The organism is Actinophytocola oryzae, assembly GCF_004364325.1.
Taxonomy (GTDB): Bacteria; Actinomycetota; Actinomycetes; order Mycobacteriales; family Pseudonocardiaceae; genus Actinophytocola; species Actinophytocola oryzae.
The window spans coordinates 317,991-333,758 of the sequence record NZ_SOCP01000006.1 but is presented as its reverse complement, the minus strand read 5'-3'; the positions used below and the strand labels follow the sequence as shown (position 1 = coordinate 333,758).

The 15,768-nt window shown below is 68.9% G+C and carries 15 protein-coding genes and 1 pseudogene; 8 read left to right on the top strand and 8 right to left on the bottom strand.

Going from position 1 to position 15,768, the window contains the following annotated elements; all coding sequences use genetic code 11:
• Positions 1-91 precede the first annotated feature (91 nt).
• The gene (gene serS / locus CLV71_RS19375; protein ID WP_133904189.1) at positions 92-1,351 is read right to left on the bottom strand and encodes a serine--tRNA ligase; all 1,260 of its coding nucleotides are present in this window, start codon (positions 1,349-1,351) and stop codon (positions 92-94) included.
• 185 nt (positions 1,352-1,536) lie between these two features.
• Between serS and CLV71_RS19370 the strand changes: the two genes are divergently transcribed.
• From CLV71_RS19370 to CLV71_RS19355, 4 genes are read left to right on the top strand one after another with little or no spacing between them, the layout of a single operon-like run.
• Positions 1,537-2,385, top strand: coding sequence for a septum formation family protein (locus tag CLV71_RS19370; protein WP_243866575.1), 849 nt, complete (start codon positions 1,537-1,539; stop codon positions 2,383-2,385).
• 25 nt (positions 2,386-2,410) lie between these two features.
• On the top strand, positions 2,411-2,749 hold the full coding sequence (locus CLV71_RS19365; protein WP_424923896.1) for a metallopeptidase family protein: 339 nt from the start codon (positions 2,411-2,413) through the stop codon (positions 2,747-2,749).
• A 36-nt stretch (positions 2,750-2,785) separates the two neighbouring features.
• Positions 2,786-3,364, top strand: a complete 579-nt coding sequence (locus CLV71_RS19360; protein ID WP_208297620.1) for a helix-turn-helix domain-containing protein — start codon at positions 2,786-2,788, stop codon at positions 3,362-3,364.
• On the top strand, positions 3,361-5,982 hold the full coding sequence (locus CLV71_RS19355) for a VIT domain-containing protein (RefSeq protein ID WP_133904186.1): 2,622 nt from the start codon (positions 3,361-3,363) through the stop codon (positions 5,980-5,982). The genes CLV71_RS19360 and CLV71_RS19355 overlap by 4 nt, the downstream gene beginning before the upstream one ends.
• A 213-nt stretch (positions 5,983-6,195) precedes the next feature.
• Here the strand turns inward: CLV71_RS19355 and CLV71_RS50665 are convergent.
• The 4 genes and pseudogenes from CLV71_RS50665 to CLV71_RS19340 form a co-directional block, all read right to left on the bottom strand.
• Positions 6,196-6,486, bottom strand: a pseudogene (locus CLV71_RS50665) (transposase); the annotation flags it as partial.
• Positions 6,487-7,056: 570 nt separating this feature from the next.
• Entirely contained in the window at positions 7,057-8,235 is a 1,179-nt protein-coding gene (locus CLV71_RS19350; protein ID WP_133904185.1) for an RtcB family protein, read from the bottom strand.
• 42 nt (positions 8,236-8,277) lie between these two features.
• Positions 8,278-9,174 (bottom strand): AurF N-oxygenase family protein, encoded by an 897-nt coding sequence (locus CLV71_RS19345; protein WP_133904184.1) that lies wholly within the window; start codon positions 9,172-9,174, stop codon positions 8,278-8,280.
• A 63-nt stretch (positions 9,175-9,237) separates the two neighbouring features.
• Entirely contained in the window at positions 9,238-9,930 is a 693-nt protein-coding gene (locus CLV71_RS19340; RefSeq protein WP_243866574.1) for a TetR/AcrR family transcriptional regulator, read from the bottom strand.
• A 245-nt stretch (positions 9,931-10,175) separates the two neighbouring features.
• On the opposite strand from CLV71_RS19340, the gene shbA reads away from it, so the two are divergent.
• Positions 10,176-10,829, top strand: coding sequence for an RNA polymerase sigma factor ShbA (gene shbA, locus CLV71_RS19335; RefSeq protein ID WP_133904183.1), 654 nt, complete (start codon positions 10,176-10,178; stop codon positions 10,827-10,829).
• A gap of 403 nt (positions 10,830-11,232) precedes the next feature.
• Positions 11,233-11,547 (top strand): ArsR/SmtB family transcription factor, encoded by a 315-nt coding sequence (locus CLV71_RS19330; RefSeq protein ID WP_133904182.1) that lies wholly within the window; start codon positions 11,233-11,235, stop codon positions 11,545-11,547.
• Here the strand turns inward: CLV71_RS19330 and CLV71_RS19325 are convergent.
• The gene (locus CLV71_RS19325) at positions 11,533-11,736 is read right to left on the bottom strand and encodes a hypothetical protein (RefSeq protein ID WP_133904181.1); all 204 of its coding nucleotides are present in this window, start codon (positions 11,734-11,736) and stop codon (positions 11,533-11,535) included. The genes CLV71_RS19330 and CLV71_RS19325 overlap by 15 nt on opposite strands.
• A 192-nt stretch (positions 11,737-11,928) precedes the next feature.
• Between CLV71_RS19325 and CLV71_RS19320 the strand changes: the two genes are divergently transcribed.
• Both CLV71_RS19320 and CLV71_RS19315 read left to right on the top strand, forming a co-directional pair.
• Positions 11,929-13,641 carry a sensor histidine kinase gene (locus tag CLV71_RS19320; RefSeq protein ID WP_133904180.1) on the top strand — a complete coding sequence of 571 codons (1,713 nt, stop codon included), beginning with the start codon at positions 11,929-11,931 and terminating at the stop codon, positions 13,639-13,641.
• Entirely contained in the window at positions 13,638-14,294 is a 657-nt protein-coding gene (locus CLV71_RS19315; protein ID WP_133904179.1) for a response regulator, read from the top strand. The genes CLV71_RS19320 and CLV71_RS19315 overlap by 4 nt, the downstream gene beginning before the upstream one ends.
• 4 nt (positions 14,295-14,298) lie before the next feature.
• Here CLV71_RS19315 and CLV71_RS19310 read toward each other — a convergent pair whose 3' ends face one another.
• Together CLV71_RS19310 and CLV71_RS19305 are read right to left on the bottom strand one after the other, a co-directional pair.
• Positions 14,299-14,958 carry a DUF4232 domain-containing protein gene (locus CLV71_RS19310; protein WP_133904178.1) on the bottom strand — a complete coding sequence of 220 codons (660 nt, stop codon included), beginning with the start codon at positions 14,956-14,958 and terminating at the stop codon, positions 14,299-14,301.
• 161 nt (positions 14,959-15,119) lie between these two features.
• Complete coding sequence (locus tag CLV71_RS19305) at positions 15,120-15,548, bottom strand: hypothetical protein (protein ID WP_133904177.1); 429 nt, start codon at positions 15,546-15,548, stop codon at positions 15,120-15,122.
• Between the last annotated feature and the right edge of the window lie 220 nt (positions 15,549-15,768).

Sequence of the window (15,768 nt, the reverse complement as noted above, 5' to 3'; positions counted from 1 at the left end):
ACCCGACTCAGCCGGACGAAACCCCACCTCGGCCTGACGAGCCCCCGGCTCAGCCTGACGAGCCCCCGGCTCGGCCTGGCTGAGCCCCGGCTCAGACCGGCTCGATCACGTCTCGTCCCAGGAACGGCCGCAGCGCCGAAGGAACGGAAACCGATCCGTCCTCCCGCTGGTGGTTCTCGAGGATCGCCACAATCCACCGCGTGGTGGCAAGGGTCCCGTTGAGGGTCGCCGCCACCTGGGGCCGCCCCGCCTCGTCCCGGTACCGGACCGACAGCCGCCGCGCCTGGAACGTCGTGCAGTTGGAGGTCGACGTCAGCTCCCGGTACCGCCCCTGGCTGGGCACCCACGCCTCACAGTCGAACTTCCGCGCCGCACTCGCCCCGAGGTCGCCACCCGCCACATCGATCACCCGATACGGCACCTCGATCCTGCCCAGCATCTCCTCCTCCCAGGCCAGCAGCCGGTCGTGCTCCGCCTCGGCCTCCTCCGGCCTGCAGTAGACGAACATCTCGATCTTGTCGAACTGGTGGACCCGGATGATCCCCCGCATGTCCTTCCCGTACGTCCCCGCCTCACGCCGGAAACACGAGGACCATCCCGCGTACCGCTTCGGCCCCGACGACAGGTCGAGGATCTCGCCAGCGTGGTACCCCGCCAACGGCACCTCCGACGTGCCGACCAGGTACAGGTCGTCCTCGGCCAGCCGGTACACCTCGCTCGAGTGCGCGCCGAGGAAGCCCGTCCCGGCCATGATCTCCGGTCGCACCAGCACCGGCGGGATCATCAGCGTGAACCCGTTCGCGGTCGCCTGCGCCGCGGCCAGGTTCAGCATCGCGAGCTGTAACTGTGCCCCCACCCCCGTCAGGAAGTAGAACCGCGAACCGGACACCTTCGCGCCCCGCTCCATGTCCAGCACTCCGAGCCGCACCCCGAGGTCGAGGTGGTCGGCCGGCTCGAAGTCGAACGTCGGCGGCGTACCCACCTCCTTCAGCACGACGTAGTCGTCCTCGCCGCCCGCCGGCGCGGCCGGGTGGACCACGTTCGGCACGGCCGCATGCAGCTCAGCGAGCCCGGCCTCAGCCTCGGACTGGCCGGCCTCCGCCGCCCGCACGGTCGCGGCCAACTCCCTGCCCCTGGCCAGCAACGCGTCCCGTTCCACGCCGCTTGCCCGGCCGACCTGCTTACCCAACTGTTTCTGCTCGGCACGCAGCGCGTCCGCCGCGGCGACGGCAGACCTGCGTCGTTCGTCCGCGTTCAGCAGAGCGTCGACCACCGCCTCGTCCTCGCCGCGTGCGCGCTGTGAAGCACGCACAGTGTCAGGATTCTCACGCAGAGTCCTCAGGTCGATCACGCCGAGCAGCGTATCCGTCACGAGAATTCGTGCCGCATTCCGATTCGACCCGTGCCCCGATGCGCAACGCTGGCATCATGGACCCGATGTCTGGACGCGTCGGGCGGTCGAGCTCCCGAGGGAGCACGCTCAAAACACGGTTGGTCATGGCTGGCGCCTTCGTCGGGGCCCTGGCTGTGCTCAGCATGAGCATGCTGTTCTCCTGGCCGGTGTCGGTGAAGGGTGCGGCAGATACCGCGGCGGAGGAAGCGGCCGCCGCGTTCGACTCGCCGAGCGGTACCTGTCTCGACTGGCCGAACGAGGCACCGCAGAACATGCGACGGGTCCCGTGCAAGGAACCGCACACGTTCGAGGTGACGAGCAACATCGAGATCGCCAGCGACTACCCGTCCAGCGCCCCGCCGCCCAACGACGCGGGCTGGCAGCAGATCGTCACGGAACGCTGCTCCGAGGTCGGTGCGAGGTATGTCGGCGGCACGTTGGACCCGTACGGCAAGTACACGGTGGGCGCGCTGAAGCCGACGGCCGACCAGTGGCGCGAAGGCGACCGCAAGCTGCGCTGCGGCCTGCAGCGGGTGACTCCGTCCGGCAAGCGCCTGCTGGCGACGACCGGGACCGCGGCCAAGCAGGACCAGTCGAACGTGCACGACCCGGGGACCTGCTTCGCCCTGGTGAACAAGCAGGAGGTCGGCGACCCGGTCGACTGCGCGAAGGAGCACTCCTACGAGGTGGTCGGCCACGTCGACCTATCACAGGTGTTCCCCGGCGAGTACCCGTCCGAGGACCAGCAGCGGGAGAAGACCGTCGATCTCTGCCCACCGGTGGCCGCCCAGTACACGGGCAGCAAGGACCTGAACGCCCTGAGCCTGTCGCTGTACTCGGACACGCTGAAGCAGGAGAGCTGGGCCGCGGGCTCCCGGAAGGTGAACTGCAAGGTCGGCGCGCTCGAGCCGGACGGATCACTGCGGCCGGTGCGCGGCAGCGTGAAGGCCCAGCCCGCACCGAAGACCTCGACCCCGCCCTCGTCGAAGTAGGGACGGTACCGCCGTGGCCTTCGTCATGACGCGCCAGCGGTTCGAGGAGCTGGTCGGCGACGCGCTCGACCTGATCCCGCCCGAGTTCGCGAAGGCCATGGACAACGTGGTGATCCTCGTCGAAGACCGCGAGCCCGAGAACCCCACGCTGCTTGGCCTCTATCACGGCGTGGCGCTGACGGAGCGGACGTCGCACTACGGCGGCGTGCTGCCGGACCGGATCACCATCTACCGCGAGGCGATCCTCGACATCTGCCATGACGAGCAGGACGTCGTGGAGGAGGTCGCGATTACGGTCGTTCATGAGATTGCCCACCATTTCGGGATCGACGACGCTCGACTGCACGAGCTCGGCTGGGGATAGCTTGACACTGTCATCAGACACTGTCAACATTGCAGCATGAACGACGAGTTGTGGACCCTCGAGCAGCTTTCGGGCCGCGTCGCGGACCTGCTGGCCAGCGAGTACGACGGCCAGCGGAACGGGCGCGTCCGCGAGCTGCCCAACGGGCGGACCATCCGGTGGTACACCACCATCGGCCTCGTCGACCGCCCGTCGGCGACCAGGGGACGGGTCGCGCTGTACGGCACCAGGCACGCGTTGCAGCTGGCAGCCATCAAGCGGCTGCAGGCCCAGGGCCTGTCGCTCGCCGAGGTCCAGGAGCGGCTGATCGGCACCACCGACGCGGAGCTCGCCGACATCGCCAGGACGAGCCTCGACATCATCCACGTGCCCCCGGCGATGCAGATCTCCGGCGAGAAGTTCTGGGGACACCACGACACCGACCCACACGACGACACCGACACTGTCACGAGGGCCGTCCCCGCGTTCCGCGTCGGTGACAGTGTCACAGTCCTGCTGGACGGCTCCACGAGACCTCTTGACGACGCCGACATCGCGGAACTGACCGCGGCAGCGCGACCGCTCCTCGACGCGATCGACCGACTCGGCCTCTCCCCACGAAAGGAACGCCGATGAGTACCGACATCGAGCTGATCGACCAGGCGGAGGTGACCGCCCGGCCGACGGACGACGACGGGCTCGGCTGCCTGCGCACCAAACGTGGCAACCTGCCCCTCGAGTCGATCGACGTCCGCACGCGCATCACGGGCCTCGCGTCCCAGACCGAGGTGACACAGGGCTTCCGCAACACCCACGACGAGCCACTCGAGGCCACCTACGTCTTCCCGCTGCCGCCACGCGCGGCGGTCACCGCGATGCGTATGGAGGCCGACGGCCGGGTGGTCGAGGGCCTGTTGAAGGAGCGCGGCCAGGCACGGGCCGACTACGACCAGGCGATACAGGAGGGCAAGCGGGCGTCGATCGCCGAGGAGGAACGGCCCGGCGTGTTCACGATGCGCGTGGGCAACATCGTCCCCGGTGAACGGGTGACCGTGCATCTCACGCTCGCGGGCGCGCTGTCGTACGAGGACGGCGAGGCCACGTTCCGGTTCCCGCTGGTGGTGGCGCCGAGGTACATCCCGGGCACACCGCTGGAAGGTGCGCAGGTCGGCGACGGCACGGCCGAGGACACCGACGCGGTGCCGGACGCCTCCCGGATCTCGCCGCCGGTCCTCCTCCCCGGCTTTCCCAACCCGGTGGCGCTCTCGCTGGAGGTCGAGGTCGACACGGCAGGCCTGCCGCTGGCAGGCGTCCGCTCGAGCCTGCACACGGTGGCCACCGAGGACACGCCGAACGGTATGCGGATCCGCCTCGACCCGGGCGAACGCGCCGACCGCGACTTCCTGTTGCGCCTGCGCCTCGGTGACGAGGACGCGGTGACCACCTCGCTGGCCGTGCTCCCGGACGACGAGGGCGGCACGTTCGCGCTGACCGTGCTGCCACCGGCGAACGAGCTGGTCGGGCGTGCCCGCGACGTCGTGCTGGTGCTGGACCGCTCGGGCTCGATGGGTGGCTGGAAGATGGTCGCGGCACGCCGTGCGGCATCCCGGATCGTCGACACCCTCCGTGGTGACGACCGCTTCGCGGTGCTGGCGTTCGACTACCAGACCGACACCCCGCCCGGTCTCCCGGACGGTTTGGTGGAGGCGACCGACCGCAACCGTTTCCGCGCGGTGGAGTTCCTGGCCACCCTGGACGCACGCGGCGGCACCGAGATGCTGTCCCCACTGCGGCGCGCCACGAACCTCCTGCGGGAGGCCGCTGACCGAGAGCGCGTCCTGGTGCTGGTAACGGACGGCCAGATCGGCAACGAGGACCAGATCCTGAGTGAGCTGGCCCCGACGCTGGCTGGCGTACGGGTGCACACGGTCGGCATCGACCGCGCCGTCAACGAGGGCTTCCTGCAGAGGCTGGCCGGATCGCAGGGTCGGTGCGAGCTGGTCGAGTCAGAGGACCGGCTGGACGAGGCCATGCACAACATCCACCGCAGGATCGGCACCCCACTGGTGACCGAGCTGTGCGTCACGCAGGACGGTCTGGCAGTGGACCCGGCGACGCTGGCCCCCGCTCCGGTGCCGGACCTGTACCCAGGCGCACCCGTGGTGGTGCTGGGCAGGTTCACGGGCACCGCGGAAGGCGCGGTGGTGGTGAGCGGCATGCCGAACTGGCGCACCGAGGTGACCGCCGCCCGGAGCACGAACCCGGCACTGGCGGCACTCTGGGCGAGAGCGAGCATCCGCGACCTGGAAGACAGGTACGTGACGGGCCAGAAGACACTCGAACATCAGATCGTCGAGACGTCACTGAAGTTCAACGTGCTGTCCCGCTTCACGGCGTTCGTGGCGGTCGACCAACGAGTGGTGAACGAGGGTGGCAAGACCCGTCGAGTTACCCAGCCGGTGGACCTCCCCAGCGGTTGGGAAGTACCCGTCACTGCGGCTCCGGCGGCCACGGCTCCGGCGGCGGCCATGCGCACCTTCGGCGCCATGTCCCGGTTCAGCGGGGAATCCGCCGGAGGCTCCGCTCACGGCGCCCGCTTCAGCAAGCAGGGCGGCGCTCCAGCCGGTGCGCCACAACCCACACCGCAACCGGGTAGCGTCCCGCGACCAGCCGGCGGCTACGGCACCCCTGGCGACAGCTACGGAACCCCCGGCAGCGGCCCCGGGGGCAACTACGGCATCCCCGGCGGCGGCCAGGACGTTCCTGGCGGCGGTCAGGACATTCCTGGCGGTTACGGCACACCGGGCGGCGGCTTCGGCACTCCCGGCGACAGCTTCCCGACGCCGGGCGGTCCCAACGCTCCGTGGACACCACCGACAGTGCCGCCACGAAGCAGGAAGCCCGGCAGGCCAGTGCCTCCGGTGCCGTCACCGAGCGACGCGAAGTCACTGAAGAACTTCGTCACCGGGGAGCTGACCCGCCTCACCGGTAACGACGGGCAGGACGTGTGGCTACGAGCAGGCCTGCTGACCGCACTGTCGGAACGCATCCGCCTCCAACTGCCGACGTGGCAACAAACCACCGAACCGGAAGAGGCCCGCAACACCCTGGAGGCACTGTCGACTGAGCTGGCCGCCCCGACCGCCGACCCGGCAGAAGTGGACCGTCGCTGGCAGAAGACCATCGCAACGCTGACCTCCCTGGCCGACGATGGCGGCACGGCTCGCCCACGCCAACCATTCTGGAAACGCTGACAGTGGTTCGGGGCCGCGTCTCACCACAACGCGGCCCCAGGCCGTTAACGAGGTCCCGGACCGGAGCCCGACAGCGGGTAGGGGCTGGGCAATGGCCCTCCTCCACCCTGACCAGCACCTTCGGGACACCCGGGCGCAGCGACGGCCGCTGCCATCACTGAGAACTCCTAACAGAATGAGGTTGGTTAGTCGGCGGTAGCAGATGATGGCGCAGGCCAGGCGGAGGAATGCTTCGTGGATGTCGTCGCACATCTCCCAACGGATGCGTAGTCGCCGGAACCGGCGCAGTAGGGCGAAGGTCTGCTCAACGACCCACCGGTACTTGCGCAGCCCGGAGCCGTGTTCGGTGCCGCGACGGGCGATGGCCGGGTAATACCGATCGCCTGTACCTGCTTGCGGTATTTGTCGTGGTCGTAGGCATGATCGGCGAACACGGTCTCCGGCTTGCGGCGCGGATGACCGCGCCGGCCCTGTACTGAAGGAAGCGCTTTGGAGCAGTGGCATGAGCTGGGTTACGTCATTGCGGTTGCCGCCGGTTATCGACACCTGCGGTGGGATATCGTGCCCTTCGGTGCCCCAGATGGTGTTTCGAGCCGGTCCGGGCATGATCGATCGGACTCGGTCCTGTTGTGGAGCGCCCTTCATAGCCCGCAGATGCGAACCATCGGTCACCGCCCTCGACCGGTCCAACGCGCCCGCAGGGGCTTGCGACCTGGATGGTCGGCCCGTCGGGGCACGACCGGCAACAACGGCTCAACGCCAGGCATTGCGAAGGCAACCCTCCCGACCAGGCTAGACAAGGGAGGTGGTCCTCACGCCGGGCCAAACGAAGCCGCGGTCTCCCACTGGGCGCCACGAAGGACGCAGTGATGATGGTGTGTCTGGATGGGATCTGATGGGGTCTGGCCCGGAACGTTGACGCCCAGGTTGCCCTCGCCTTCCAGTTGGCGGAGGGCGGACAACCTGGGCCGCGTTTTTTCGAGCCCAAAATGGAGCGCCGCCGGTCGGTGGACCAAGCGGTAGGGCTGAGGCCGCCTCAGCACAGCGACGCCTCAGCCCTACCCGGTGACTACCTCAGCCCTTGACGCAGATGACCTGCTTCAGCTTCGCCACCACTTCCACCAGGTCCTCCTGGTTGCGGATCACCTCGTCGATGTCCTTGTACGCGGACGGGATCTCGTCCACCACGCCCGCGTCCTTTCGACACTCGACGCCCGTGGTCTGGGCTGCCAGGTCCGCCTTCGTGTACTGCTTCCTCGCCTTGTTGCGCGACATTCGCCTGCCTGCGCCGTGCGACGCCGACTCGAACGAGTCCGGGTTGCCGAGGCCCCGGACGATGTACGAACCCGTGCCCATCGAGCCCGGGATGATGCCCATGTCGCCCCGGCCGGCTCGGATGGCGCCCTTGCGGGTTACCAGTACCTCCTCGCCGAAGTGGGTCTCCTCCGCCACGTAGTTGTGGTGTGCCGAGATCGGGGTCTCGAAGGCGACCGACGGGAACTGTGCCCTCAGCACGTCGCAGATCAGCCTCAGCATCACCGCTCGGTTGCGGCGTGCGTAGTCCTGTGCCCAGAACAGGTCATGGCGGTAGGTCTTCATCTCCTCGGTGTTCGCCAGGAACACCGCCAGGTCCGGGTCCGGCAGCTCCTGGTTGTGCGCCAACGCCTTCGCGACCTCGATGTGATGCTGCGCCAGCAGGTTGCCGATCCCCCGGCTTCCCGAGTGCAGCATCACCCACACCTGGCTCCGCGTGTCCAGGCAGATCTCGATGAAGTGGTTGCCGCCACCCAGGGTGCCCATCTGGTGGAGCGCCTTCGCCGAGTTCGCCTTCACCGCCGGGGTGAGGGCCTCGAAACCCTGCCAGAAAGCACCCCAGTCCGATGCGTCCTGGTCGGTGAACGCCGTCGCCCTGTGTTGGCCGAAGCCCACCGGGATCGCGCGCTCCAGCTGCGAACGCAGGTGCCGCAGCGTTGCCGGGAGGTCCTCCGCCTTCAGGGACGTGCGCACCGCGGTCATGCCGCACCCGATGTCCACGCCCACCGCCGCGGGCGACACGGCGTCGCGCATCGCGATCACCGAGCCCACCGTGGCGCCCTTGCCGTAGTGCACGTCCGGCATCACGGCGACGTGCCTGAACGTCCACGGCAGCGCGGCGATGTTGTGCAACTGCCGCATAGCCTGGTCCTCCACCGTTTCCGGTTGGGTCCACAGGCGGATGTCGACGTGCTTGCCCCTGATCGTGGTCGCTGCCATGAAACCCAGGGTAGGGACGCGAAAATGGGTGGCACTACCGAATTACAACAGGTGTGCCTTGCGCCAGATCCGCTTCGACGGGCCGCCGATCATGCCGACGTCACTCAGGAACGCGACGATCTTCTCCCCCATCCACCGCCTCGTCTCGTGGTGGTACGGGTTCGCCTGCGCCACCGCACGCGCCTCGCGGGGGTCAAGGCCCACCGACCTGTACACCGCCGGGTGCACGATCACGTTCACCACGGTGTGCGCCACCACCGCCGTCACCAGGCGATGTAACTCCAGGGCCGGCCCGCGCAGCTTCGCAACGCCGCGCACCAGCTCCTCGCGGGCGTAGCGGACGTGCCTCGCCTCCTCCACCACGTGGATCCGGTTGATCATCCGGATCATCGGCTGGATGCTCTCGTCATCGAGCATCGACCGCTGCAGCCGGTCCGTCGTCTCCTCGACCACCAGCACCGACGCGAACATCGCCGGGCCGCCGATCACCGCGCCGAAGACCTTCGCCGGGAGGCGCACCGCGCGCGGCGGGCCGTACGCGGGCAGGCCCAGCTTCGTCAGGCCCTTGCCGAACATGATCGCGTGGCGGGTCTCGTCGCCGATCTCCGTCAGGGCGTAGTGCATGTGGGGGCTGCGGGGGTCCAGGTCCGCCGCGTAGCGCGCCAGCAACTGCATCAGCACGATCTCGGTCCACAGGCCCACGCTCGTGATGCTGCCGATCTCGTGCTTCGCCAGCTCCAACCGCTGCTCCGGGGTCAACCGGTCCCATAACGCGGTGCCGTACAGCGACACCCGCTCCTCCGGCAGGAAACCCTTGCCCTCCACGAGCGGCGCGTCCCAGTCGACGTCCACGTCCGGGTCGTAGGAGTTGCGCATCGAAGAGTCCAGCAGCCGCTCTGCCGTGACGTCGCGGTCCTTCGGTTGGAGCACTCGTGCCATGACGAACCTCCCGGCGAATTACGTGTTACTGCTCGTAACAGTTACTGTCGTTCGCCGTGGCTGTCAAGCGTCCGGGCGCGCCAGATCGCCGATGAGCTGCACGATCTCCCTCGTCACCGGACGCAGCAGGCGCAGGCGGGACAGGCCGATCACCCGGTCGAGGAGCGGCACCGTGCGGTCGACCAGCACCCGCGTGCGGCGGCGGTCCGGCGAGCGGTCGTGCACCCAGAACAGCACGACCCCCATCTCGTACAGCCACAGCAGCTCCGGGAGCTCGGGCCGGAGCTCCGGGTCCACCTTCGCCGTCGAGCCCTCCAGCACGCGTCGATACAGCGCGATCTGCGCGTCCCGCGCCGGCGACGACTCCGTCGAGAACGGGCTCAGCGGGCTCTCCGGGTCCGCCGCGTTCACGAAGAACTGCCTGCCGAACTCGTGGTACGGCGAGGCGACGTCCAACCACGCGTGCACCACGGCACGCAAACGTTTGCCGAAGTCGTGCTCAGCCGCCAGCACCGGCTCGCACGCCTGCTCGTGCAGCTCGGCGATCCGGTCGTAGAAGCCCTGGACGAGCTGGTCCTTCGACGAGAAGTAGTAGTACGCGTTGCCGACCGAGACACCCGCCTCCTTGGCGATGGCCCGCATGGTCGTCCTGTCGTAGCCGTGCTCCTGGAACAGCCGCAGCGCGGTCTCCACGATGAGAGTCCGCGTCGCCTCGCTCTTCGGTGTCCTGACCACCGCTCCGGGAGAGTCCGCCACCCGTCAACCGTATCCCCGAGCCGCTGTTCACGGACCCGCGTCAGGGCGGTCAGCCTCCAGCGCAACCGTCAGGACCGCCATATCAGCAGGCGGTGAGCAATCACCTACGTCCCGTGGAGCACCCCTGCCCAATCGGGCAGCGGTTTTCGCTCTGACGGGTTTTTGTCGTCACGGAAACGTATTTGAACAGCGCGTGCGTGCTCTCTTGAGTGAACGCAACCGCCGGGGGGCACAGGAGGCGCGCGATGTTGTGCACAGTCGAGCCAGAGGTGGACCTGGCCCAGCTCGAGGCTGAGCTGGCCACGGTCGTGGCGGCGCCGACCGCCGTGCCGGCCTGGTCACGCCCGGTCACGAGGAGCAACCTGGACGTGGTCGCCGCGGCCGCGTCGGCGGGGGACACCGCCGCGACCGACGAGCTGCTGAGCTACCTGAGACCGATCATGGTCCGCTTCTGCCGCACCAAGCTGGGCCGGGTCCGGCCGATCAGCTCGGCCGACGACGTGGCACAGGAGGTGTGCATCGCGATCTTCCGCGCACTGCCCACCTACCAGCACCTCGGCAGACCGTTCCTGTCGTTCGTCTTCGGCGTCGCGGCGCACAAGGTCGCGGACGTCCACCGCGCCGCCGCCCGCGACCGCTCGCTGCCGACCGCCGAGACCCCCGACACGATCACCCTCGCCGAGAACCCGGAGGAGATCGCGCTGCGCCGCGAGCTGGTCGAGCAGACGAGCGACCTGCTGCAGACCCTCCTGCCGCGCCAGCGCGAGATCGTCGTGATGCGCGTGGTGCTCGGCATGTCCGCACAGGAGACGGCGGACGCGGTCGGCACGACGCCGGACGCGGTCCGCGTGGCACAGCACCGCGCGCTGAACCGCCTCCGCCGCACGATCACCCGCTGACTTCGGCGGTGCGGCGGGCCGCAGGGGGCTCGCCGCGCCGCCGACTTGGTCACCGCCGGACCGTGGTGCCCTGCGTGAGGGTCTTCTGGCCGGTCACGTGGATGGCTCCGGACGCCGGTGGACGCCGCCAGGCGGTGGTCCTCACGAAGTCGTGGCCGTGCCAGGGGCCGAAGCTGACCTGGGAGCCTCGACCCGGCCGGGGATATCGGCTCGTGCCGACCCGGGAGCCGGGTGGGCACGCCGACGCGGCCAGTCGGGTTCTGGTGCAAGCGGGAAGGTCAGCGGATCGAGCTGCCCACCCGTCGCCGCGGTGCGCCGACGCCTGCCACGTCCGGCTCGTAAGGGCGCGGCGGTGCGGGTAATGTCTTCGTCAAGTATCGAAGAGAGCTGAGAGGTGTCAGGGATGCCGGTCGGGCGGTGGGCTCCGCTCAACCACCCGGACGTCGCGTCAGTCGAGGTGGACGACGTGCTCCGGGCGCTGGCCGACCCGACGCGGCGGCAGATCGTCCGCCTGCTGCTGGCTGAGGGCGACCGGGCCTGTGGCACCTTCGGCCTGCCGGTCGCCGCCTCGACGCTCAGCCATCACTTCCGAACCCTGCGCAGGGCGGGCATCCTCCGTCAGTACGACGACGGCAGGCAGCGCATGAACACCCTGCGCCTCGACGAGCTGGACACCCGGTTCCCCGGGCTCGTCCGCACCGTCCTAGACGCCGGCTAGCTCCCGACGCGCCGCGGCAGGGGCCGCTGCCATGGCGGCCTTCTTCGCGCGGGCCTCGCGGGCCCTGCGGTTGTGCCTGCGCTCGTGCCACCACGTGTCGACCTCGACGATGACCGGGCCGAGCGCCATCACCAGCAGCAGACCGAGCCCCAGCACCGCACCCGACCAGACCAGGATCGCCTGAACCATTTTCGTCTCCTCCCTCGGTGAACTCGCTGGTCATAGCTTCGCTCCCGGGAGGGGTCGCACGGATCAGTCGAACAGCCGCGCCCAGCCGGCCGTCCGGTCACCCCGGCACGGCCGCGCACTGGCCGATCGGCCGACCCCGGCCCGCCGGTTGACCGAGGCGACCGGTTCGGCGGTCCAATAACGTGTGCGCACATGACACCGATCCCGGTGCCGCAACGTTGGCTGGGCGCACTACTCGGCGTCGCGTTGCTGCTCGACACCGCCATGGTCGTCGTCGGAGAACCGTCGTACACGGCGCTGTCGCTGCCGGGTGCCGTGGTCCTCGCCCTGTGTGCCTGGTTCGGCGTGCGATGGCCGGGGCCCGCCGCGGTGCTCGGCGCCCTCGCGCTGACTGTCTCGTCGGTGCTGATGTGGCTCGGCGACGTCGGGGTCACGTCGATCGGCCTGTCGGACATCACGCTGACCGAGCTGGTGTCCGGCGTCGTGCTGGTCGTGCTGGTCGTGTGGAGGTCCCAGTGGCTGGTCGCGTCCACCTCGGTGACCGCGCTCGTCGTCGCGTGCCTCGCGGCGATGGTCATCCGGCGGATGAACTGCGATGTCAACAGCTCGTTCTGCAGGTACTACAGCTCGATCGCCAACTTCTTCGGGCTCACGGACCTGCTCGAGTCGGTGCTGTTCGGTTTCTTCCTGCTCGTCGCCGCAGTCTGTGTCGGGCTCTACCTGCGCAGGCAGTCGAGGCAGCGGATCGAGAGCGAGATGGGCCTGCTCATCCGCAAGCAGTGGCCACTCGGCGCCGCGCTCGCGATCATCGCGCTGATCGAGCTCTCCGACACCGGTCTGTCCGACATGATCGGGTACGCGGCCTCGCTGGGCGCGGGCGTGTGCGCGTTCTTCGGGCCGAGGTACCCGCTGCGCAACACCTACCTCGCGGCCGCGGTGCTGGCCCTCGGCGCCCTGCTCAGCGTGGGTTCCGGTGGGTACCACCACACGTTCCTCCCCGTGACCGGCATAGCCGCGAGCATGGCGCTGATCTCCTACGTCGTCCGCTACGTGCCCGGCAGGCAGGCGGCCTGGGGGGTCGTGGCCCTGACTGCGGGGCTGATGGTGGCGGTGGCCGTGCACAGCGGAGCATCGTCGTTCGAGAACCTCGGCATCGTCGTGCTGTTCCTGCTGCTCATCTCGATCGCCACCGGGTGGTACTTCCGGGCACGCGACCGCGAGCGGAACCAGACCGTCAAGGCCGCCGTGACCTCCGCGCAGCAGGGCGAACGGATGGCACTGGCCCGCGAGCTGCACGACGTGGTCGCGCACCACGTCACGGGCATCGTCGTGCAGGCGCAGGCCGCGTTGCTGGTCGCGGGCAAGAACCCGGACGTGGCGCTGCCGGCGCTCACGAAGATCGAGAAGAGTGGCACGCTGGCGTTGACCGCGATGCGCACGCTCGTCGGCAGCCTGCGTGACGGCACGGCCGCGTGGACGGCAGGCGACTCGGACGTGACCGGGCAGGCGACGACCGACCTCGCCGCGGACCTGCACTCGGTCGTGGAGAACTACGGCGGCCCGCCCGTCGAGCTGGAGCTGAACCTGCCGTCCGAGGTGCCGCACGAGATGGGCCGGTCGGTGCTGCGGCTGGTGCAGGAGTCGCTGACGAACGTCGGCAAACACGCGCCGGACGCGAGCGTGGTGCACGTCCGGGTCGCGGAGACCGCCAACACCCTGCACATCCGGGTGAGCGACGACGGGACCAAGCGACCGGTCAACCCCGCGGGTGGGTCGGGCGGCTACGGTCTCGTCGGCATGCGTGAGCGGGTCGAGCTGCTCGGCGGCCGGTTCCAGGCCGGGCCGAGCGGTTACGTCGGCTGGAGCGTCGAGGCGTGGCTGCCGTTGCGAGAAGGGGAATCGTGATTCGCGTACTGATCGCGGACGACCAGGAGATGGTGCGTGCGGGGTTCCGCATGATCCTGGAGTCGCAGGACGACATCGAGGTGGTCGCGGACGTCGCCGACGGGGTGTCCGCGGTCCGGGTGGCCCGCGAGCTGCGGCCGGACGTGTGCCTGCTGGACATCCGCATGCCGGGCATGGACGGGCTCGAGGTGACGAAGACGCTCGCCGGACCCGGGGTGGCCGACCCGCTGAAGGTCGTGGTGGTCACGACGTTCGACCTGGACGAGTACGTGCACGCCGCGCTGTCCAACGGCGCCAACGGCTTCCTGCTGAAGGACGCGGGCCCGGCGCTGCTCATGGAGGCGGTGCGGGCGGCGGACCGCGGCGACGCGCTGGTGTCGCCGCAGATCACGGTGCGTCTGCTGCGTCATTTCGCCACCGCGAACGCGGCCGCGCCCGCCGCCTCGACGACCGAGCAGCTGACCGAGCGCGAGCTGGACGTCGTGCGGGCCGCCGCGCGTGGGCTGACCAACACGGAGATCGGTACGGAGCTGTACCTGTCGCTGTCGACGGTCAAGACGCATCTCGCCGCGGTGCAGGCCAAGATCGGGGCCCGCAACCGCGTCGAGGTGGCCGCGTGGGCGTGGCGCACCGGCCTGATGGCCGAGGGCTGAGCCCTTACGCGGGACCTGCGCCGGCCTGCATCGTCGAGACCGTCAGCTGGTTGCCGGGCGGCGTGCCCGCACAGCCGGTGCCCGGGTTGGCGACGAAGGCCGAGTCGTAGTCGTGCGGCGGGTAGATCCGCAGGCCACGCACCTCGGTCGGCTTGCACACGCTCGCGTCGTAGTTGCCGACCTGCACGAAGCCGACGTTGACGAACGCGCTGTCGCCAGGCTTGAGCGTGATCACCTTGCCCTTTTCGCCGGACCGGTAGGCAGCGGGCCCGACCTGGTGGCCGTCGTCACCCGCGACGTAGGAGACCCCGGGGAAACCCTGGACCGTGCAGGTGCGACCGCCCTTGTTGGTGAACACGAGCGCGCGGTAGCTCGTACCGGCGGCAGCGTCACCCCCGCCGAGGCGGAGGTCGAGATCGGCGACCTTGCATTCGTTGCTCGCCGGCGTGGCGGGGGCCGGCGCGGCCGGCTGTCCCGCCTCCACGGTGCCGCTCGGTGAGCTGGTCGGCGGCAACACCGGCTTCGCGCTCGAACTGGACTGAGTGATCGTGGGCACGTCCGAACTCGAACTGGCCGTGTCACCGCTGTTGCAGGCGGCCAGCAAGAGCGCGGCGGTAACACCGCCCGTGATGAGCACACCTGTCCTGAACTTGTTTCGCAGCATGGGGAATCGCCTCCATCTGGCCCCGACACCACTGGATGCTGTTCTGGTGTTAGGACGTCCCACCCCCAATCAGGGTTGCTTCTCACCAGACCTACCCTTGTTCGGGAAACTACAAACAGTCGTCGGTCCCTCACGGTGAGCAGGCAACTCCGCTCGGCTCCTCAGTGGATCGGGGCATTCCTGGGCCGTCTGGTCTCGTAGACCCGCAGGGCGCGGACGATCCTGTCGCGCTTGCGGCGCGTGTCGGTGAACGAGCTGGGGTGGAGGATCACGACCGCGTCCGCCCATGTGTAGCGGGTCCAGACCTTCGCGCAGGTGTTGCCCACCCTGCCCGGCACGGCCGAGATCGACACGTGGATGACGTTTCGGGACTTCAGGTGCCGGGTTCGCACGCCGTTGTCCGTCAGCCGTACCTCCCAGAGTACGCCGCGTGCTGCGGCCACCGCTGCCAGTAGCGCCTGGTCACGGGTACAGGACAGCTCGAGCGAGAAGTCGCGGTCCAGCTCCCTCGTCCGCCGCTTCCCAATGACGAACCTTGTGACGAAAACCAGAAACGCCGTGCTGCTCAACACGATGAGAAGCGTGTTCATGATGCCCTGCACCTCCTGCCGTCGCCTCGTCCAACCACTGGACGACGACGTGGTGCGGCGACTGCCAGACCCGGCAGCGCCGACGGGTCATCAGGTCATCTTCTGCACCTTCTCATCGTCCACGTTGTTACGAATCCGCCCTGCTGTACAACATCCATTAGGACTCAGGGCTCAAGATTCGTCAATACTTGCGGTGAAACTGGAACTTTGACGGAGGATT